General features: G+C 38.3%; 14 protein-coding genes. 3 read left to right on the forward strand and 11 right to left on the reverse strand.

The window, feature by feature from the left end; all coding sequences use genetic code 11:
• Entirely contained in the window at positions 1–1722 is a 1722-nt protein-coding gene (locus tag ACTIEV_RS07120) for a M3 family oligoendopeptidase (protein WP_322197059.1), read from the reverse strand.
• Positions 1723–1845: 123 nt separating this feature from the next.
• Here ACTIEV_RS07120 and mutL point away from each other — a divergent pair, with 123 nt between their 5' ends.
• Complete coding sequence (gene mutL / locus ACTIEV_RS07125) at positions 1846–3696, forward strand: DNA mismatch repair endonuclease MutL (protein WP_322197060.1); 1851 nt, start codon at positions 1846–1848, stop codon at positions 3694–3696.
• On the opposite strand, the gene ACTIEV_RS07130 is transcribed toward mutL, so the two are convergent.
• The 9 genes from ACTIEV_RS07130 to ACTIEV_RS07170 all read right to left on the reverse strand — a co-directional run bounded on the left by ACTIEV_RS07130 (position 3697) and on the right by ACTIEV_RS07170 (position 12459).
• A complete protein-coding gene (locus tag ACTIEV_RS07130) occupies positions 3697–5178 on the reverse strand; it encodes a PH domain-containing protein (RefSeq protein WP_322197061.1) in 1482 nt (493 codons plus the stop codon). It lies immediately after the preceding gene.
• On the reverse strand, positions 5165–5698 hold the full coding sequence (locus ACTIEV_RS07135) for a PH domain-containing protein (protein WP_322197062.1): 534 nt from the start codon (positions 5696–5698) through the stop codon (positions 5165–5167). Before ACTIEV_RS07135 ends, ACTIEV_RS07130 begins: the two co-directional genes overlap by 14 nt.
• 55 nt (positions 5699–5753) lie before the next feature.
• A complete protein-coding gene (dacB, locus tag ACTIEV_RS07140; RefSeq protein ID WP_322197063.1) occupies positions 5754–7016 on the reverse strand; it encodes a D-alanyl-D-alanine carboxypeptidase/D-alanyl-D-alanine endopeptidase in 1263 nt (420 codons plus the stop codon).
• A 140-nt stretch (positions 7017–7156) separates the two neighbouring features.
• Positions 7157–8290 carry a formimidoylglutamase gene (locus ACTIEV_RS07145; protein WP_322197064.1) on the reverse strand — a complete coding sequence of 378 codons (1134 nt, stop codon included), beginning with the start codon at positions 8288–8290 and terminating at the stop codon, positions 7157–7159.
• A 243-nt stretch (positions 8291–8533) separates the two neighbouring features.
• Positions 8534–9235 carry a response regulator transcription factor gene (locus tag ACTIEV_RS07150; protein WP_322197065.1) on the reverse strand — a complete coding sequence of 234 codons (702 nt, stop codon included), beginning with the start codon at positions 9233–9235 and terminating at the stop codon, positions 8534–8536.
• Positions 9235–10212, reverse strand: a complete 978-nt coding sequence (locus ACTIEV_RS07155; RefSeq protein WP_322197066.1) for a sensor histidine kinase — start codon at positions 10210–10212, stop codon at positions 9235–9237. The genes ACTIEV_RS07150 and ACTIEV_RS07155 overlap by 1 nt, the downstream gene beginning before the upstream one ends.
• The gene (locus ACTIEV_RS07160) at positions 10209–10676 is read right to left on the reverse strand and encodes a gliding motility lipoprotein GldH (RefSeq protein WP_322197067.1); all 468 of its coding nucleotides are present in this window, start codon (positions 10674–10676) and stop codon (positions 10209–10211) included. The genes ACTIEV_RS07155 and ACTIEV_RS07160 overlap by 4 nt, the downstream gene beginning before the upstream one ends.
• Before the next feature lie 44 nt (positions 10677–10720).
• Entirely contained in the window at positions 10721–11596 is an 876-nt protein-coding gene (locus ACTIEV_RS07165; RefSeq protein WP_322197068.1) for a YicC/YloC family endoribonuclease, read from the reverse strand.
• 125 nt (positions 11597–11721) lie between these two features.
• Positions 11722–12459 carry an NUDIX hydrolase gene (locus ACTIEV_RS07170; RefSeq protein WP_322197069.1) on the reverse strand — a complete coding sequence of 246 codons (738 nt, stop codon included), beginning with the start codon at positions 12457–12459 and terminating at the stop codon, positions 11722–11724.
• A 135-nt stretch (positions 12460–12594) separates the two neighbouring features.
• Between ACTIEV_RS07170 and ligA the strand changes: the two genes are divergently transcribed.
• Entirely contained in the window at positions 12595–14709 is a 2115-nt protein-coding gene (gene ligA / locus ACTIEV_RS07175; protein ID WP_322197070.1) for an NAD-dependent DNA ligase LigA, read from the forward strand.
• A 7-nt stretch (positions 14710–14716) separates the two neighbouring features.
• A complete protein-coding gene (locus tag ACTIEV_RS07180; RefSeq protein WP_439516298.1) occupies positions 14717–14908 on the forward strand; it encodes a DUF2461 family protein in 192 nt (63 codons plus the stop codon).
• Here ACTIEV_RS07180 and ACTIEV_RS07185 read toward each other — a convergent pair.
• Positions 14898–15282 (reverse strand): hypothetical protein (locus tag ACTIEV_RS07185; RefSeq protein WP_439516299.1); only part of this gene is annotated, 385 nt, incomplete at its 5' end. The two genes, ACTIEV_RS07180 and ACTIEV_RS07185, sit on opposite strands and share 11 nt — an antisense overlap.

Raw genomic sequence — 15282 nt, forward strand, 5'->3', positions numbered from 1 at the left:
TTAAACAAGCTTCTCCATCTCTTTCGCCGTAAACTCCATCAAAGTCTTAATATGTGCAGGTGAAAGATCAAACTTTAACCCAGCAGCTGCATAGAGTTCAGGCAGTGTACGAGTTCCGCCTAATGAAAGGGCTTTGATATAATGATCTAAAGCTTGTTGCGGATTTTCCTGATACTGCATCCATAATCCGATTGCCCCCAATTGCGCAATACCATATTCGATATAATAAAAAGGTACTTCAAACAAATGCAACTGACGCTGCCAGCCCATCTCACGATACATATCTAATCCCGTATAATCAATACTATTTGTTGAAAACTCTTGTAATATCTCCATCCATTTTGCAGTTCTTTCGGCAACCGCATGTGTGGGATGTTCATATACCCAATGCTGGAACTTATCAATAATTGCAATCCATGGGAAAATCGTAATCGTTCTTTCCAACTGATGTTCTTTCGCTCTCTTCAGGTCTTCTTCGCTATCAAAAAATGCCTGCCAATGATTCATACTGAATAATTCCATCGCCATACTGGCTACTTCGGCAATCTCCATTGGGTACTCTTTGAAAGCACTCAGCTCCAATTCATGCGCCAAAAAAGAATGAATGGCATGTCCACCTTCATGTACCATGGTGGTGACATCACTCATTTGTCCGGCTGCATTCATAAAAATAAAAGGTGCCCCACTTTCTGTAAGTGGACAATTATATCCTCCCGGCGCTTTTCCCTTTCTGCTTTCCAGATCAAAATGCCCGAGTTCATTCATCTTGCGCAAACAGTTAGCAAAAAAAGGATTCAATTGTTCAAAACAAGCCACAGATTTTTCATAGAGGTCTTGTCCGTTGCTAAAAGGTTTCAAAGGTTGAACACCTTCGGGTTCTGCTTCTGTATCCCATGGACGAAGGACATCCAATCCCAATTTTTCCTTTTTCTTCAGATAAATTTTTTCAATTAGTGGCAGCACATGCAATTTCACGGCTTCATGAAATTGAAAGCAATCTTCTTTGGTATAATCGAAACGACCGAGTTCTACAAACTTGTAATCACGATAATTAGCGTAACCTGCATTTTGTGCTACCTGATGTCTCTTTGTGATGAGTTGCGTATACAAATCATGCATTGCATCTTTATCCTGCAGCCTCCGTTCTTGAATTTTACGATACACTTGTTCACGCAATTCACGATCATGGCTTTCCAAAAATTTAGCAGCTTGTTGTAAAGTATATTCCTCTCCATTCACTTCTACCGTCATTTTACCGGCGATAGCGCCATACTGTTGTTGCATGACACTTAATTCTGCCTGCAATGGGATATTCGCTTCCCGGAATAGGTCGATGCTTTTCTTAACGCCACGGAGATAGGTAAAATATTTCTGCTGATCCAATTCCTTGATAAAAGGCGAATTGATCAGTTTCTTATTGAGTTGATCGGCATAGGGCTGTAACTTGGGTTGAATTTCCATGCAGAAATAAGTAAATGCTTCTTCCAGCTTGGGGTCGGTTGTATCGCAAGTCATTTTGATCTGTCGCCAACAGGCATCTTCACTCACAACAGCTTCAACTTCACTCATATCCCTCATCCACTGCTCCAATGCAGCTTTGTTGTCAATCGGGCGCTCTGCCAGATCCTTGAAAAAAGGCTCCAAAGATTCCCAGGTGGTCACCACAAAGTCTTTGGGCACAAAGCGACGCTCTAGTTTTTTGATATCCGCACTTAATGTCATAATCTTGAATTTTACAGCGCAAAAGTACCAGCAAAACGTTTGGAAAGTTTTAAAAGTTTTCAAAACTGCGAAGCCACGGGCATTTGCCGTATTTTTGCAGGCTGAATTCAAGGAGATTTTTTTGTGAGCGATATCATTCAATTATTACCCGATAACATTGCCAACCAGATTGCAGCCGGTGAGGTCATTCAACGACCAGCCAGTGCTGTCAAAGAACTATTAGAAAATGCGGTGGATGCCGGTGCTACTGATATCCGATTATTGGTATCAGATGCCGGTAAAGCATTGATTCAGGTAATTGATAATGGCAAGGGGATGAGTGATACCGATGCCCGCATGTCATTTGAACGCCATGCCACCAGTAAAATCCGACAAATTGAAGACCTGTTTCGTATCAGAACCATGGGGTTTCGGGGTGAAGCACTAGCTTCAATAGCCGCCGTAGCCCAAGTGGAAATGAAAACAAAACGTGTAGAAGATGAACTGGGCACATATATTGAAATTGAAAACAGCAAAGTCATTAAACAGGAAGTATGTGCTTGTCCACTTGGTACCAGTATCAGCATGAAAAACCTGTTCTTCAATGTTCCTGCCCGCAGAAACTTTCTCAAGAGCAATGCAGCAGAACTTCGCCATATCATGGATGAATTCATTCGTGTAGCCATGGCTTTTCCTGAGATCTTCTTTTCCCTCACGAGTAATGGACAAGAAGTATTTCATTTAGAACCCGGAACACTTAAACAAAGAATTGTACAAATACTCGGTAATACTTACAATGCCAAACTTGTTAGCGTTGGAGAGAAAACCGATTACATGAATATTTATGGTTTTGTAGGTAAACCAGAAACAGCCCGTAAAACAAGAGGTGATCAGTATTTTTTTGTGAATAACAGATTCATCAAAAGCGCTTATCTCAATCATGCAGTGAATACGGCTTTTGATGAAATGATTCCTAAAGACAGTTTCCCCGGCTATGTTCTCTTCATTGATCTGGATCCTTCACAAGTAGATATCAATGTTCACCCTACCAAACAAGAGATCAAGTTTGAAGATGAGAAAATCATCTATGCATTTGTTCAAGCTGCTGTAAAACATGCTTTGGCACAATTCAGCATTGCACCTTCACTTGATTTTACACTCAACCCAGATATTCAGGGACTGGAGGCAGTCAACAAACCTTTTACAGACGATAAGAAACAGGCAGTTACCTCTTCTAACCTATACCAGACTTTCACACAAAAAAATCAGGCACATTTTATTGAGCGGGAGAAGACATCCGGTGAGTTGAAACATTGGAAAAGTTTTTTCGAGAGTCCTGGAACCGGCTCTAAAGAAAAAAAGGCAGATCATTTTTCCGGTTCTCTTTTACAAAGCATCACACCCAAGATGCCCGGCATACATGTTTTACCGGATACGCCTTTGCTTCAACTACATCAAACCTATATCATCGCATCCACCAATAGTGGTTTTATATTGGTTCATCAGCAATTAGCACATGAAAGAATATTATATGATAAATACAGTGTAGCCGCTCATGGACAACAAATGGCCACACAGAAAAGCCTCTTCCCAGCCACTTTGGAACTGGCTGCTGCTGATGCGGCATTATTACAAGACTTATTGCCGGATCTTACCAGCATTGGCTATCAGGTGGAGCCTTTTGGACAAAATAGTTTTGTAATTCAAGGCATACCGGCTGATATACTTCCCGGCAATGAGAAACATGCCATTGAATTATTAATTGAACAATTCAAACATTTTAGTTCGGATATCAAATTCAGCAAACGTGAAAAACTGATTCGCTGTATGGCTCGTCAACAAGCCATCAAGACCGGACAAACACTTTCGCAAAAAGAAATGCTGGTGTTGGTGGAAGAATTGTTTGCTTGCACTAGCCCGAAAGTAACACCTACCGGCTCTCCTACTTATCTTGAATTCAAAGAAGATTATTTAGACCGTATGTTTGGCAAGTAACTACATCCAATTTTGCTGTGTAGACGCTGTCTTATACAAGGCATAATTACTAATTTGTAATCCCTGCTCATACCGAATAAAAGGCAATTCAAACCTACCGCCTGCTGTATGAAGAAATAAAGTAGCCAATCCTTTCTTTTTTTGGAAGAGTGATTGTCTGAGTTGTACGTATTGAATATTATTCCAGTTCAATAACATTTCATTTTTTCCAAAAGTGCTGGCGTATCGTTGAACACCGGTATCAGCAATCCAAAAACGAAAATTATTCCAATACCACCAGTTTTTTAGCATACTGAGAGGCCACCATAATAAAATCAACAACGCATTCCACTTCCATACAAAGTACGCTCCTGTTGTAAGCACCAATAAAAAAGGAAGTGTGATGAAAAAAGCTCTTTGAAAAATATAACTACGATGTATTTGATACCCTTCACTTTCATCTTGTGCCGGTAATGATGATTGATAGGTTTGAATAATGGCGGTAACCTGTTCAGGAGAAGTGATTGGTAATTCCAATCTCAACTTTATTTTTTCCTTATCCTGGCCTGCAATTTTAAGATGGAGCAACCCCATTCCAATTAATCTTCTAATAAAATTACTTCTCCAGCTAACCATTTGAATTTTATTAAAAGGAATCATTTTCTGTTTAATCTGCAACAACCCCCACCGTATATGAAACCCTTTTCCATCTTTTCTCACTGTGTAATCATAAAACCGAAGGAAAGTCCTAACAATAGAGATCAATATGGTGATCAACAGACTTATAATCACTAAACTCGCAATAACTGTCCATGTAAACTGAACCGTATCACTATAAGATTCTAACTCTTTTAATAATGGGATTTTATGAATGAGGGGTTTGATGTCTTCATATTTACCGATTACAAAAGCGGCAATAATACCCATTGTTTCCAAGTGGTTGGCAGATAGACTTAACTTGAGTAGTCCACCGATATTCAACTTACTGACGGTTTCATAATTACTACCGGTTGTGGCGGTGATGGCTTGTTGAGCATCCCCTCTTGGCTGCATGGCATTAAGCAGTATATGCCGTAAAGCAGTAGCATCTTCAGCCGCAATCGCATAAATTTTCAATTCCTCTTCATCGGTTCCGGCTGTATCAATCAACACTTTGTATGTTTTTGTCAGCGTATGTAATAAGCTCTGTTCTAGATGTACCGCTTGTATTCTTTCTAATGGAATAGTCACTGTCTTTTTAGTGAACAAACCTTTTCGTACCAGCAATTGTCCTTGCTGAATACTGAATTTCATGAACCAGTAATCCAACAATGTTTTGATCAAAATAAACAGTACCAGTCCCCCTCCAAGGATCAGGAACTTCATTCCAATATTTTCTTTCTTTCCAAAAAATAAACCGATTGCAACAGGCCATACCTGTCCTATCACCACACGAAAAATGTGAAAGAACATCATGAATACTGCAAATGCTGATTGTCGTTGTGGCTGATCAAATGTTTTCATGTAACTGCAGCGGTTGAATTTGTTGCATGATCAAGTCCTTGAGCTGTTCAGCTTCTCCTTGAAGTAAGCCATGTATGGTAATATCTTTCCCCTCTGATGCAGCTGTATACAAACTAACGGATGCCAATCCGAATTTTCTTTCAATCGGACCCGAGTTCACCACACAATGTTGCATTCGATTGAAAGGAACCATATGTGTATTTTGAAAAAGCCAACCTGTACTATATAAAATATCTCTTTCACGTACTGCATACTTCTTTCTTTTAAAAGAACGCGTCCCGGATACAACTGTAATAGTAGTTACAATCAAATACAAACCACCCCCTATTGATATAAGCCATGTAGTCTGCAACTTTGTCACGAATACAAAAAGTACAATCAGAGCTGTTAAAATAATTCCAAACGTAATTAACCATGTGATGCGTAGCACTTTCAGATAGTCTGCATGTATACTTTTAAAAGGAACAGACTGTACCTGCGGTAAAGAAGTATCTGTTATGGGTAAGTTGGAAAATGACATATGTGAAAATAAAGCATTTAACAGTATATCGATGCGATAAGAGAAACATTACACATCAAAATATCCTATTCACATTCATTAAAAATGCTTCCACCGCTCTTCTTACAGATACGGCAGATGTTTGGTGGTTATTGACCAATACGGAAAAGATCAGTGTACGATTTTTTCGGGTAATCAGGTAACCGCTTAATGCTACTTGTCCACTTAAAGTTCCCGTTTTGGCAAAAATTTTATGCTGAAGGGGTTTATAAAAATTATTCAGCGTACCTGTACCACCTGTTGGTAAGATGGTTGTAATCCTATTCCAATCAAATTCAGCTTTCATTTTTTGTAACAGACTTATAAAATGCAGAGGTGTAAATAAATTATACCTACTCAGTCCGCTCCCATCCACCCAGTTAGGCTTTTGAGCGAGTTCTGAAAAATTCATTCTTAATAAAGTGTCGATCACTTTGCGATCATTCATCACACTTAATAACTCATCACTTACCATCAATAAGCATTGTTCTGCAAAAAAGTTATCACTTTGGTGCATCATAGGTCGGAGCACAGAATCTGTGGGTTGTGAATACAGAATGCGTATCGCTTCCTTTGATGGAGCAGGCATGGTTTTGAATTGTGATGCAGAATTATTCGTCCACTTTAACCCTTTGATTTCCGATTGTAGCACTTTGGCTGAAAAAGTATCACTGGTTATAAAAGGAATTTGCTGTTGTTTAAAAGGAGATGTACTGGAAGTGTATACTAATGTATTGACATGCTGTGCTCTTCGAAAGCTGTACATATTTGAACGGCGATTCAAATTTTCTGTATAATCTGTTTTACTTCCATCCGCTGCTTTTATAGTAGAGGGATACCACTGCATACTACTATCCTTGTAACGAATCCATATCAAATTCCCATAAACAGGAAATGTACTTCGTTCAGCCATATAATTTTGTTGATAATCATTCCATGACCATCCGCTACCCCATTGTGTAGTTTGAAAAGGAAGATCAACGCTTGCATAAACACGGCTGGTATCTGAGCGAAGAAATTCCATTACAGGTTGTCTTACAAAATCAGGATGCAACAGTGTAGGATCACCTGTAGGTCTTACCCATATAACACCAGAAGATGGATCAACATAATAACGTAACCCTTTGATACTGTCTCCCAAATATTTCATAGCAGCATAACAAGTAAAAAGTTTGGTATTGCTCGCTGGCAGGAAGAGCTTATCCGCTTGGTAATTATAGAGGTATTGATTTTTTTTTGGGATCGAAAATACTGATACCAATATGGGCTGATTTAAGATCAGCTTCTTTAAAGATAGCATGATCAGCTTGTTTTTGGATGGTTCGCTGCACTGAACATGCTGTAAGTGAAATGATGGAAAGTAGCAAAAAGCGAACCCTAAATGGCATCATACAAAAATGATTTTATGATGACTAATGTACTGACTCTTCGTCAAAGCCCCTAGATTCTTTCAGCAGCGCGCATCCATCTTTCAGGAATATCATTATTGGAGGCTGTAAGATAATCTCTATAACTACAGGCAATATATTTACCATCATGTAATTGCATCCACCAGCGACCTGTTTTTTTACTTTGCAGAAATACAGTTTCTACTTCTGCAAAAGCCAAGGTAAACTCATTGAAAGCATTTCTGTCTTCCATAGATGCTTCTTGCTTTCCTCTTTGAATACCATCCATTGCATACCAGATCAGATGTGAAATTTGTTTGGCCGTCATTTGATGAACATCCTGTGCAGGTATATATCCATAAATACCAATGGTCCTGCAAGTATGACTCATCCCTGCATATTGCATCAATGTACAGGCTTCTTCTCCATTAAAACCATTGGGAGTAACATGGTTAGCAGGTGCGTGTGCATGTTGAATGGCTGCAATATCGAAACTAAAAAGATCACTATTTCTGATAGCAGGTTCCATCTCTGAAATGTCTTCTCTCACTTTTCCTACACGATAACAGTCAAAGCGAAGTTTATCAATGGTTTCCAGCATTTGTGGATGCATGAAATAACTTTGGAAACCAATATGGTTATAATGCCTTAAATAATTGGGCATACCTGTGAATAAGTCTACCAGAAAATTATCTGCAGGAGTCATGCTCTCCATATCCATATCAATCCTGGCATCTACACAAGCCGCATCAATGATTTTTCCTTCTCCGGTTTGTGCTTGGTATTGAGCAGTGGTAATATCGTGTGAGCCACCTAAAATCAGTACTTTCTTTCCAAGCGACAATAATTCCTGCAACACCATACGAAGTGCTGCATAACTGTCTTGCAGTGTTGCACCACATTTCACATTACCCAAGTCTGCAACGTTTACTTCCGTATGCCAATGATAGAGACGATAGAATTCACTTCGGATGGCATTCGGACTATCTGTATGTGTGAACTGAATACCTGCTCCTCGCATTTCGCCACATCCTACGATTACCAGATCTGCATGATCAATATCGGGAAATCCATCATCATATACAGCGATATGCTTACCCATTTGCGTGTCTTTATAGCCCTCATCATTGGAAAGCTCTGCAATATTCACCGGCTCTAAAAAATCTATAATCGTATCTAGGGACATGCGTTATTTTTTCAGAGAGATAACGCTCAGTCACACCAAAAATTGTGTAGAAAGAACAAAAGATAAGCTTAAGTGTGTTTAGAATATACTTCTATTATCAGCTATGAGTCACGGGCTGTGAGCTACGAGCCAATACACATTTTATTAGCAATAATTTGGACTAGAAAGCTTCAGCAAAACTCGAGGCTTGCAGCTCATGGCTCAAAATCAGATTAGGAATTTTGATAACCTCTAAGAGATTAACTAATCCATGTATTTGTACCCTACTCCTCTAACTGAGTGAAAATAGCGCGGGTTTCTGCTGTCTTCTTCAAAATACTTACGGAAACTAAGGATGAAATTATCGATGGTACGGGTAGTGGGATACACATTATAACCCCAAACCACTTGTAGAATTTTTTCTCGTGTTACAACCTCTCCTTTATTCTCAATGAGTAATTTTAGAAGCATGGCTTCTTTTTTACTCAGCTCAATATGTTGTCCATTCCAGGTAATGGCGTCTTGTGCCTTAAAGTCTACTTTGTTATTACCGAATTCATAGGTATCGCCTACGGTTTCTTTTTCTTGTAGTTTTTTATTCTTGTTAATGAGCTTTTCTACCCTTAATAACAATTCCTCTAGGTTAAAGGGCTTGGTGAGATAATCGTCTGCTCCTTTTTTTAACCCTAACACACGATCACTACCTGCATTTTTTGCACTGAGCATTAAAATGGGCACTTCATTGTTATTAACACGAACACTTTCTGTAACCGCAATACCATCTACTTCCGGCAACATGATATCCATAATGATCAGATCGAAGTATTCATTGGCAATTTTTTTCAATGCTTCGGTTCCATTGAATGCAGAACTCACTTCATAACCTTCCATCTCTAAGTTTAACTTGAGGGTTTCATGAAGATTCTCTTCGTCTTCTACCAGTAATATATTTGCTTTTGATGCCATTATGCCTGTTGTAAGGTTACCACAAAATTACTTCCCTGTGGCTGATTATCTGTCACAGAAATGTAGCCATTATGACTTTTAACGATTCGGCTGCATAAATAAAGACCCAAACCCGTTCCTTTGGTAGTACGCGTGTTTTCATTACCTACGCGATAGAACTTATCAAATACTTTCTTTTTTTCTTCGTCGGGTATACCTACTCCCTGATCTGAAATACTTAGTATCAATTCATTTTTCTCTGCATGCAGTGATATTTGAATCGGAGATTCTTTGGGGGAGTATTTCATGGCATTTTCAAGCAAGTTATTGACCAACATCTGCAGCAATAGGGTTTCACCTTGAATGTACAAGCCTTCTGTAATCAGCTCTCTTACTTCCCTTTTTGGAAAACGTGTTATAAAATCATCGATACAGCCTTCTACCAAATCTGAAAAATTGATTTCTTCTTTATTGGAAGCATAAGCACCGGCATCTAACTGTGCTGCCAGTAAAATATTATTACAAAGTATATTCAGCCGATTGGCTTCCTGTAAGGTATTGCTGATCAACTTTTGTTGCTTCTCTTCTTCGAGCTTTCGTTTCTGGAGGGTTTCAAGATTTAACCTCGTAATGGCAATAGGTGTTTTTAATTCATGAGTAACTGCCATCATGAAGTTTTGCTGTTGCTGAGACAGTCTTAATTGACGACGGGTGGCTCTGAAAACAAATACGGCACCTACTAAAATCAATGCTAAAAAAGTAACACCTTCACCAATATATTGAGCCGTTTTTCTCTTCTTAGCATCTTCTATCACAGCTACTTTTTCAATATAAGCAGGATCATCTTTTGTAAGCTCAGCCAATCGAATTTGAGTAATACTGGTATTTTGTCGCTCTAACGCAATAAACCACCAGATCAATGCTGCCACCATATAACTGAGTAATACCCAGTAAACAACAATTACAACTGTTAATCCTTTGGTCTTGCTGAGACTCATGGTTGTATTTTTTCTACCCTTATACCAGCACTCATTACATACGCAAGCGGGTCTTCACGCATTGCTTGTTTCAACTTGAAAGTATATAAACCTTTTTTGAGTGCAATAGGTTCACGGGTAATGCGGGCTCTTCTATCGTAAATATCATCCATACCACTTCCCAACCATCCTTTGGTATTGTCTGCTAAGGCAATATTTAGCAATTGAGTTTTAGCTGAGTCATTGGGTGATTGGGTAATAACATTGATCCAGATATTGTTATAACGATAAGCATCTGTATGTCTCAATACCACATAAATATGGTACAATGAGGAAGTATCTTGTATATCAAAAGAGGCGGTTGGTTCTACTTCAGCAGACCACTCTTGTTGAGGGAATCTTTCAGTTCTTTCGAAAAAATTGACTTTACCACATGCAAATAATAGCAGGGCACAAACACTGGCTATGTAAATACTATTTTTCACAATGCTAAATTAATAACAAGAAAACTTTCACCTATTCAAGAATATTATAAAACATTCAGGATTTGCTCTTTGGCTTTTTCCAATTCATCTTTCATGAGTATCACACATTGTTGAATCTGTGAATCATATGCTTTGGAACCCATGGTATTAATTTCTCTACCGAATTCCTGAAGTATAAAAGATAATTTTTTGCCTTTGCTTGTTTCTTTCTCCGCTAAAATTAAACGGAAATAATCACAATGATTTTTCAGTCTTACCTGTTCTTCACTGATATCGATCTTTTCAATATAGTAGATCAACTCCTGTTCCATTCTATTGGGATCATAATTCTCCTTACCTACATTTTCTTCCAACACTTTAATGATACCTTCTTTGATTTTTCCTCTTCTTAAAGGTTCTAATGTGGTAATAGTAGCCTGATGTGTTTCAATATTAGCGAGTCGCTGATTGAGATCCGCTTCCAATGATCTTCCTTCGTCTTTGCGATGGTCATTGAGTTGCGCAATGGCTTCTTTCAACACTTTTTCGAATGATTTCCATTCATCATCTGTGATCATTTCTGTAGAAGGAGTAATCACATCAGGAAGTTTTAGAATGGTGCTCAGGATATCGCCTTTTTGCAATTGTAACTCATCCGCCAATTCAGCCACCGGTTGATAATAGGCTTTTGCCAATTCCTTATTGATACTTACCGGCTTACTAGCCCCGTTTTGTTTGATGGTAATACTGCACTCTACACTACCACGTTGCAGTCCTTCATTCAAAATATTTCTGATCTCAAACTCAAAGGGTTTGAGCAAAGAAGGAATGGTCAAGCGAAGGTCAAATTGTTTGCCATTGAGAGAGCGAACTTCTACCAGATAGGTTTTATCTGCCAATGTTTGTTCTGCTCTTCCATAACCGGTCATTGAATATAACATAGCTGTGCCGTTAGCAAGTAAAAGTACTTGAAATGATCCAAACCTGAACAAGTATATCTATGAAGGATTACTTATATAACTAGAGATGATAGTGAATAAGATAAAAGAATTAAAATAGAGATTCTTTAAAAATCTATACCTACCCATTTGCGTTTATTCTTAGCATATTTCTCAAAATTGAACTTATAGAGTTTACCGGGTCGATGTGGCACATCCTGCTCCATTTCATTGATATCGATCAGTAAATCCATGGAAGCGAATTTTTTTCTAAAATTTCTTCTATCCAAACTTACCCCTAGAATCGCTTCATATAAATTTTGCAGTTCACGTAAAGAAAATTTCTCCGGTAAAAGATTAAACCCAAGCGGATGTTCCTGAATTCTTTTTTGTAACCATTTGTGACAAACATCCACAATATCTATGTGATCGAAAGCCATTGTTTTAATGCCATTCACACTGTACCAATCTAAATCATTATCATGGATTTTTAACTCATGATGATTAATATTCAACAATGAACAATAAGCGATCGTGATCACTCGTCCTCCGGGATGTCTATCCGGATTACCGAACACTTTTACCTGTTCCAGAAACACATCATTCATCCCCGTTCTTTGTTTTAATATACGATATGCTGCATCATCCAAGTCTTCGTTTTCCTGAACGATATCTCCCAATAAAGAATACTGCTCTTTATATACTTCCAAATCACTTTTGATCAATAATACTTTCAACTTGTTTTCTTCAAAACCAAAAATGACACAGTCAACTGTAATGGCAGCGGAAGGGTATGATTGTACCAGTTTTACAGCATCTTTCACCTGGTGAGGCTCATGGGTGTTTTTTCCGGAATGTTTCTTCATCGGGGGTATCCGTTTTAAGCAATCTTGCAGTCTCAGGGTGCGGCAAGATACAAAGATTAACCATAGCCTGTATCTTGCTTTTAGATGTTTTCACTAAAACAATTAGCCACTAACTTTATCGCGTAAATTATACTTATGTATTCGACCGGACTTACCCAGCAGTTACAGTCTGCAACCAGTGATTGGTTATCAAAAATAACCCAGGAAACTTTCATGAATACTGCTGAAGAATGCCAACAACTCAGAAAGATCTTACGGTTTCATGAGTACAGATATTATGTTTTAAATGAGCCATTGATCTCAGATTATGAATACGATCAGTTATATAAACTACTTCAACGATCTGAGGAAAAAAACCCTTCACTCATTACTTCAGACTCTCCAACACAAAGAGTGGGGAGCAGTTTGAATAGTCAGTTTACAACCGTTAGTCATTTGGTTCCAATGTTGAGTTTAGATAATAGTTATAATGCAGATGATCTAAGAGATTTTGATCGCAAAGCAAGGGAACTAACGGGATTGGATGAAATTGAATATTGTATCGAACCCAAGTTTGATGGCGCCAGTATTTCTCTTATTTATGAACATGATCAGTTGGTAAGAGCCGCTACGCGCGGTGATGGTGTAGAAGGGGAAGAGATCACCAACAATATCAAACAAATCAGATCCATTCCCCTCTCTGCAACCTTTTCTTCCTTTGGCATTCAGCAAGTGGAGATCAGAGGAGAAGTGATCATGAGTAAATCATCTTTTGACCAATACAATCAATTACAAACCAGCAGAAATCTTCCCCCCCTAGCCAATCCAAGAAATGCTGCTTCCGGAACTTTGCGTATGAAGGATCCGAAAGATGTAGCAGAGCGTGGACTGGATGCTTTCTTATACCACATTAGTTTTTATACCAAGGAAACCAATAACGCAGCAGTGCATTCCTCATTACTTGATACCCATGGAGGTAATCTTTCCTTATTATGGCAACTTGGATTTCGTTCACCGGAAAAGGAGAAAAAAGTAGTCAAGGGCATTCAAGGTGTGATCGATTACTGTTTGGCTTTTGAAGAAGGTCGCGATGACCTGCCCTATGAAATTGATGGAATGGTAGTAAAAGTGAATGACTTGCAGCTACAAGAAAAAATGGGCATGACTTCTCATCATCCCAGATGGGCTATTGCTTTTAAGTTTAAAGCCAGGCAAGCCACTACCCAACTCAGAAGTATTGAATTTCAAGTTGGGAGAACAGGTGCCGTAACTCCGGTTGCTAAATTAGATCCGGTATATCTCGGGGGCGTAACGGTTAGCAGTATTTCAGTTCATAATGAAGAATACATCAAAGAAAAAGATTTAAAGATCGGCGATACTGTTTTAATAGAAAGAGCAGGTGATGTAATACCACAGATTGTTAAGTCGATGCCTGAGCTGCGCACAGGGAATGAAGAAAATATTTTATTTCCGAAAAACTGTCCGGTTTGTCATTCTATCTTATTCAAAGAAGAAGCAGAAGCTGTTTGGAGATGTATCAATATAGAATGTGAAGCACAGGTAGTAGAAAGAATCATTCATTTTGTGAGTAAAGACGCTATGGATATAAAAAGCTTCGGCGAAGCCAACGTCCGCAAATTTTATGAATTGGGATTATTAAAAGATATTCCGGGTATTTATACACTTGATTTTGAGAAGATTGGTCAGTTGGAGGGGTTTGGTAAAAAGAGTCTGGATAATTTACGCACCGCTATTGAAGCGTCTAAACAACAACCTTTGTACCGATTGATATACGGACTCGGCATTCGTTTTGTAGGAGAAACCACAGCAAAAACACTTGCTAACGCAGTAGAGCATTTACTAGATTATCAGAGAAAAACAGAAGAGGAATTGCAACAATTGGAGGATGTAGGTATCAAAGTAGCCAAAAGTATTTTCCAGTTCTTTAGTAATGAACAGAATATTCAAATGCTGCAGCAGCTAGAATTATTAGGCTTACAACTGAAGAATACAAAAAAAGAAACCGGAGGAAGCGGTAGTTTACAAGGACAAACATTTCTATTTACCGGTACGCTTAACCAATTAAAAAGAAGTGAAGCTGAAGCCATGGCAGAAGCACATGGCGGACAAATTTTGAGTGGTGTAAGCAACAAACTGAACTACTTGGTTGTTGGAGAAGATGCAGGCAGTAAATTGGAAAAAGCAAAAAAGATCAACAGTATTAAAATCATCAGCGAAGCTGAGTTTTTAGAATTAGTGGCTGCACAATAAATCGTTTATGCTACAAAAAACAACATTGAGTTTTTTAAAAGAGCTCAAAAAGAACAATACCAAAGAATGGTTTTATACCAATAGAAAAAAATATGAAGCAGCTAAAGCTGATTTTTCTATATTAAGCAATTCTGTCATTCAAGCATTAGGAAAAAAAGATCCGTTTATTGCATCACTACAAATGCGAATCAAGGGTTGAAAACCTGATTTAGGAATGCTGCTGCGATTTTTCCAAAGATATGAACGAGTAGTCCCTTTGTTGATCTGACTCTATGTGCATTTTGTATTTCTGTTTTGGCATTGAGCCAGTTAAAGAAAGATTCTATGGGTTGTCTAATAGAGGAAACCAGTTTTGAATAGATATCCTCAGCAGCTCTATCAAACTGTTCGAGTCTTATATTTTTGCCTTTTATGGCTTTTACTGGGGTGAACATTTGGCTATTTTGTTGAGTTTCAAAGTCAGCGAACCACTCTTTATTGTAATATATTTTATCCCCATAAAAATTGTGGTTGTTCCATTGACCACAGTTCTCTTTAAAAATGGTAAGATCATTCTCTGCACCATTACTCACT

The organism is Sediminibacterium sp., from assembly GCF_051861365.1.
Classification (GTDB): domain Bacteria; phylum Bacteroidota; class Bacteroidia; order Chitinophagales; family Chitinophagaceae; genus Sediminibacterium.

Excerpts from the sequence above, each read along its gene's own strand:
- ACTIEV_RS07135 (WP_322197062.1), bottom strand. The coding sequence starts at position 5,698 with ATGTCATTTTCCAACTTACCCATAACAGATACTTCTTTACCGCAGGTA.
- ACTIEV_RS07130 (WP_322197061.1), bottom strand. The coding sequence starts at position 5,178 with ATGAAAACATTTGATCAGCCACAACGACAATCAGCATTTGCAGTATTC.
- ACTIEV_RS07145 (WP_322197064.1), bottom strand. The coding sequence starts at position 8,290 with ATGTCCCTAGATACGATTATAGATTTTTTAGAGCCGGTGAATATTGCA.
- dacB (WP_322197063.1), bottom strand. The coding sequence starts at position 7,016 with ATGCTATCTTTAAAGAAGCTGATCTTAAATCAGCCCATATTGGTATCA.
- ligA (WP_322197070.1), top strand. The coding sequence starts at position 12,595 with ATGTATTCGACCGGACTTACCCAGCAGTTACAGTCTGCAACCAGTGAT.
- ACTIEV_RS07150 (WP_322197065.1), bottom strand. The coding sequence starts at position 9,235 with ATGGCATCAAAAGCAAATATATTACTGGTAGAAGACGAAGAGAATCTT.
- ACTIEV_RS07170 (WP_322197069.1), bottom strand. The coding sequence starts at position 12,459 with ATGAAGAAACATTCCGGAAAAAACACCCATGAGCCTCACCAGGTGAAA.
- ACTIEV_RS07155 (WP_322197066.1), bottom strand. The coding sequence starts at position 10,212 with ATGAGTCTCAGCAAGACCAAAGGATTAACAGTTGTAATTGTTGTTTAC.
- ACTIEV_RS07165 (WP_322197068.1), bottom strand. The coding sequence starts at position 11,596 with ATGTTATATTCAATGACCGGTTATGGAAGAGCAGAACAAACATTGGCA.
- ACTIEV_RS07180 (WP_439516298.1), top strand. The coding sequence starts at position 14,717 with ATGCTACAAAAAACAACATTGAGTTTTTTAAAAGAGCTCAAAAAGAAC.
- ACTIEV_RS07120 (WP_322197059.1), bottom strand. The coding sequence starts at position 1,722 with ATGACATTAAGTGCGGATATCAAAAAACTAGAGCGTCGCTTTGTGCCC.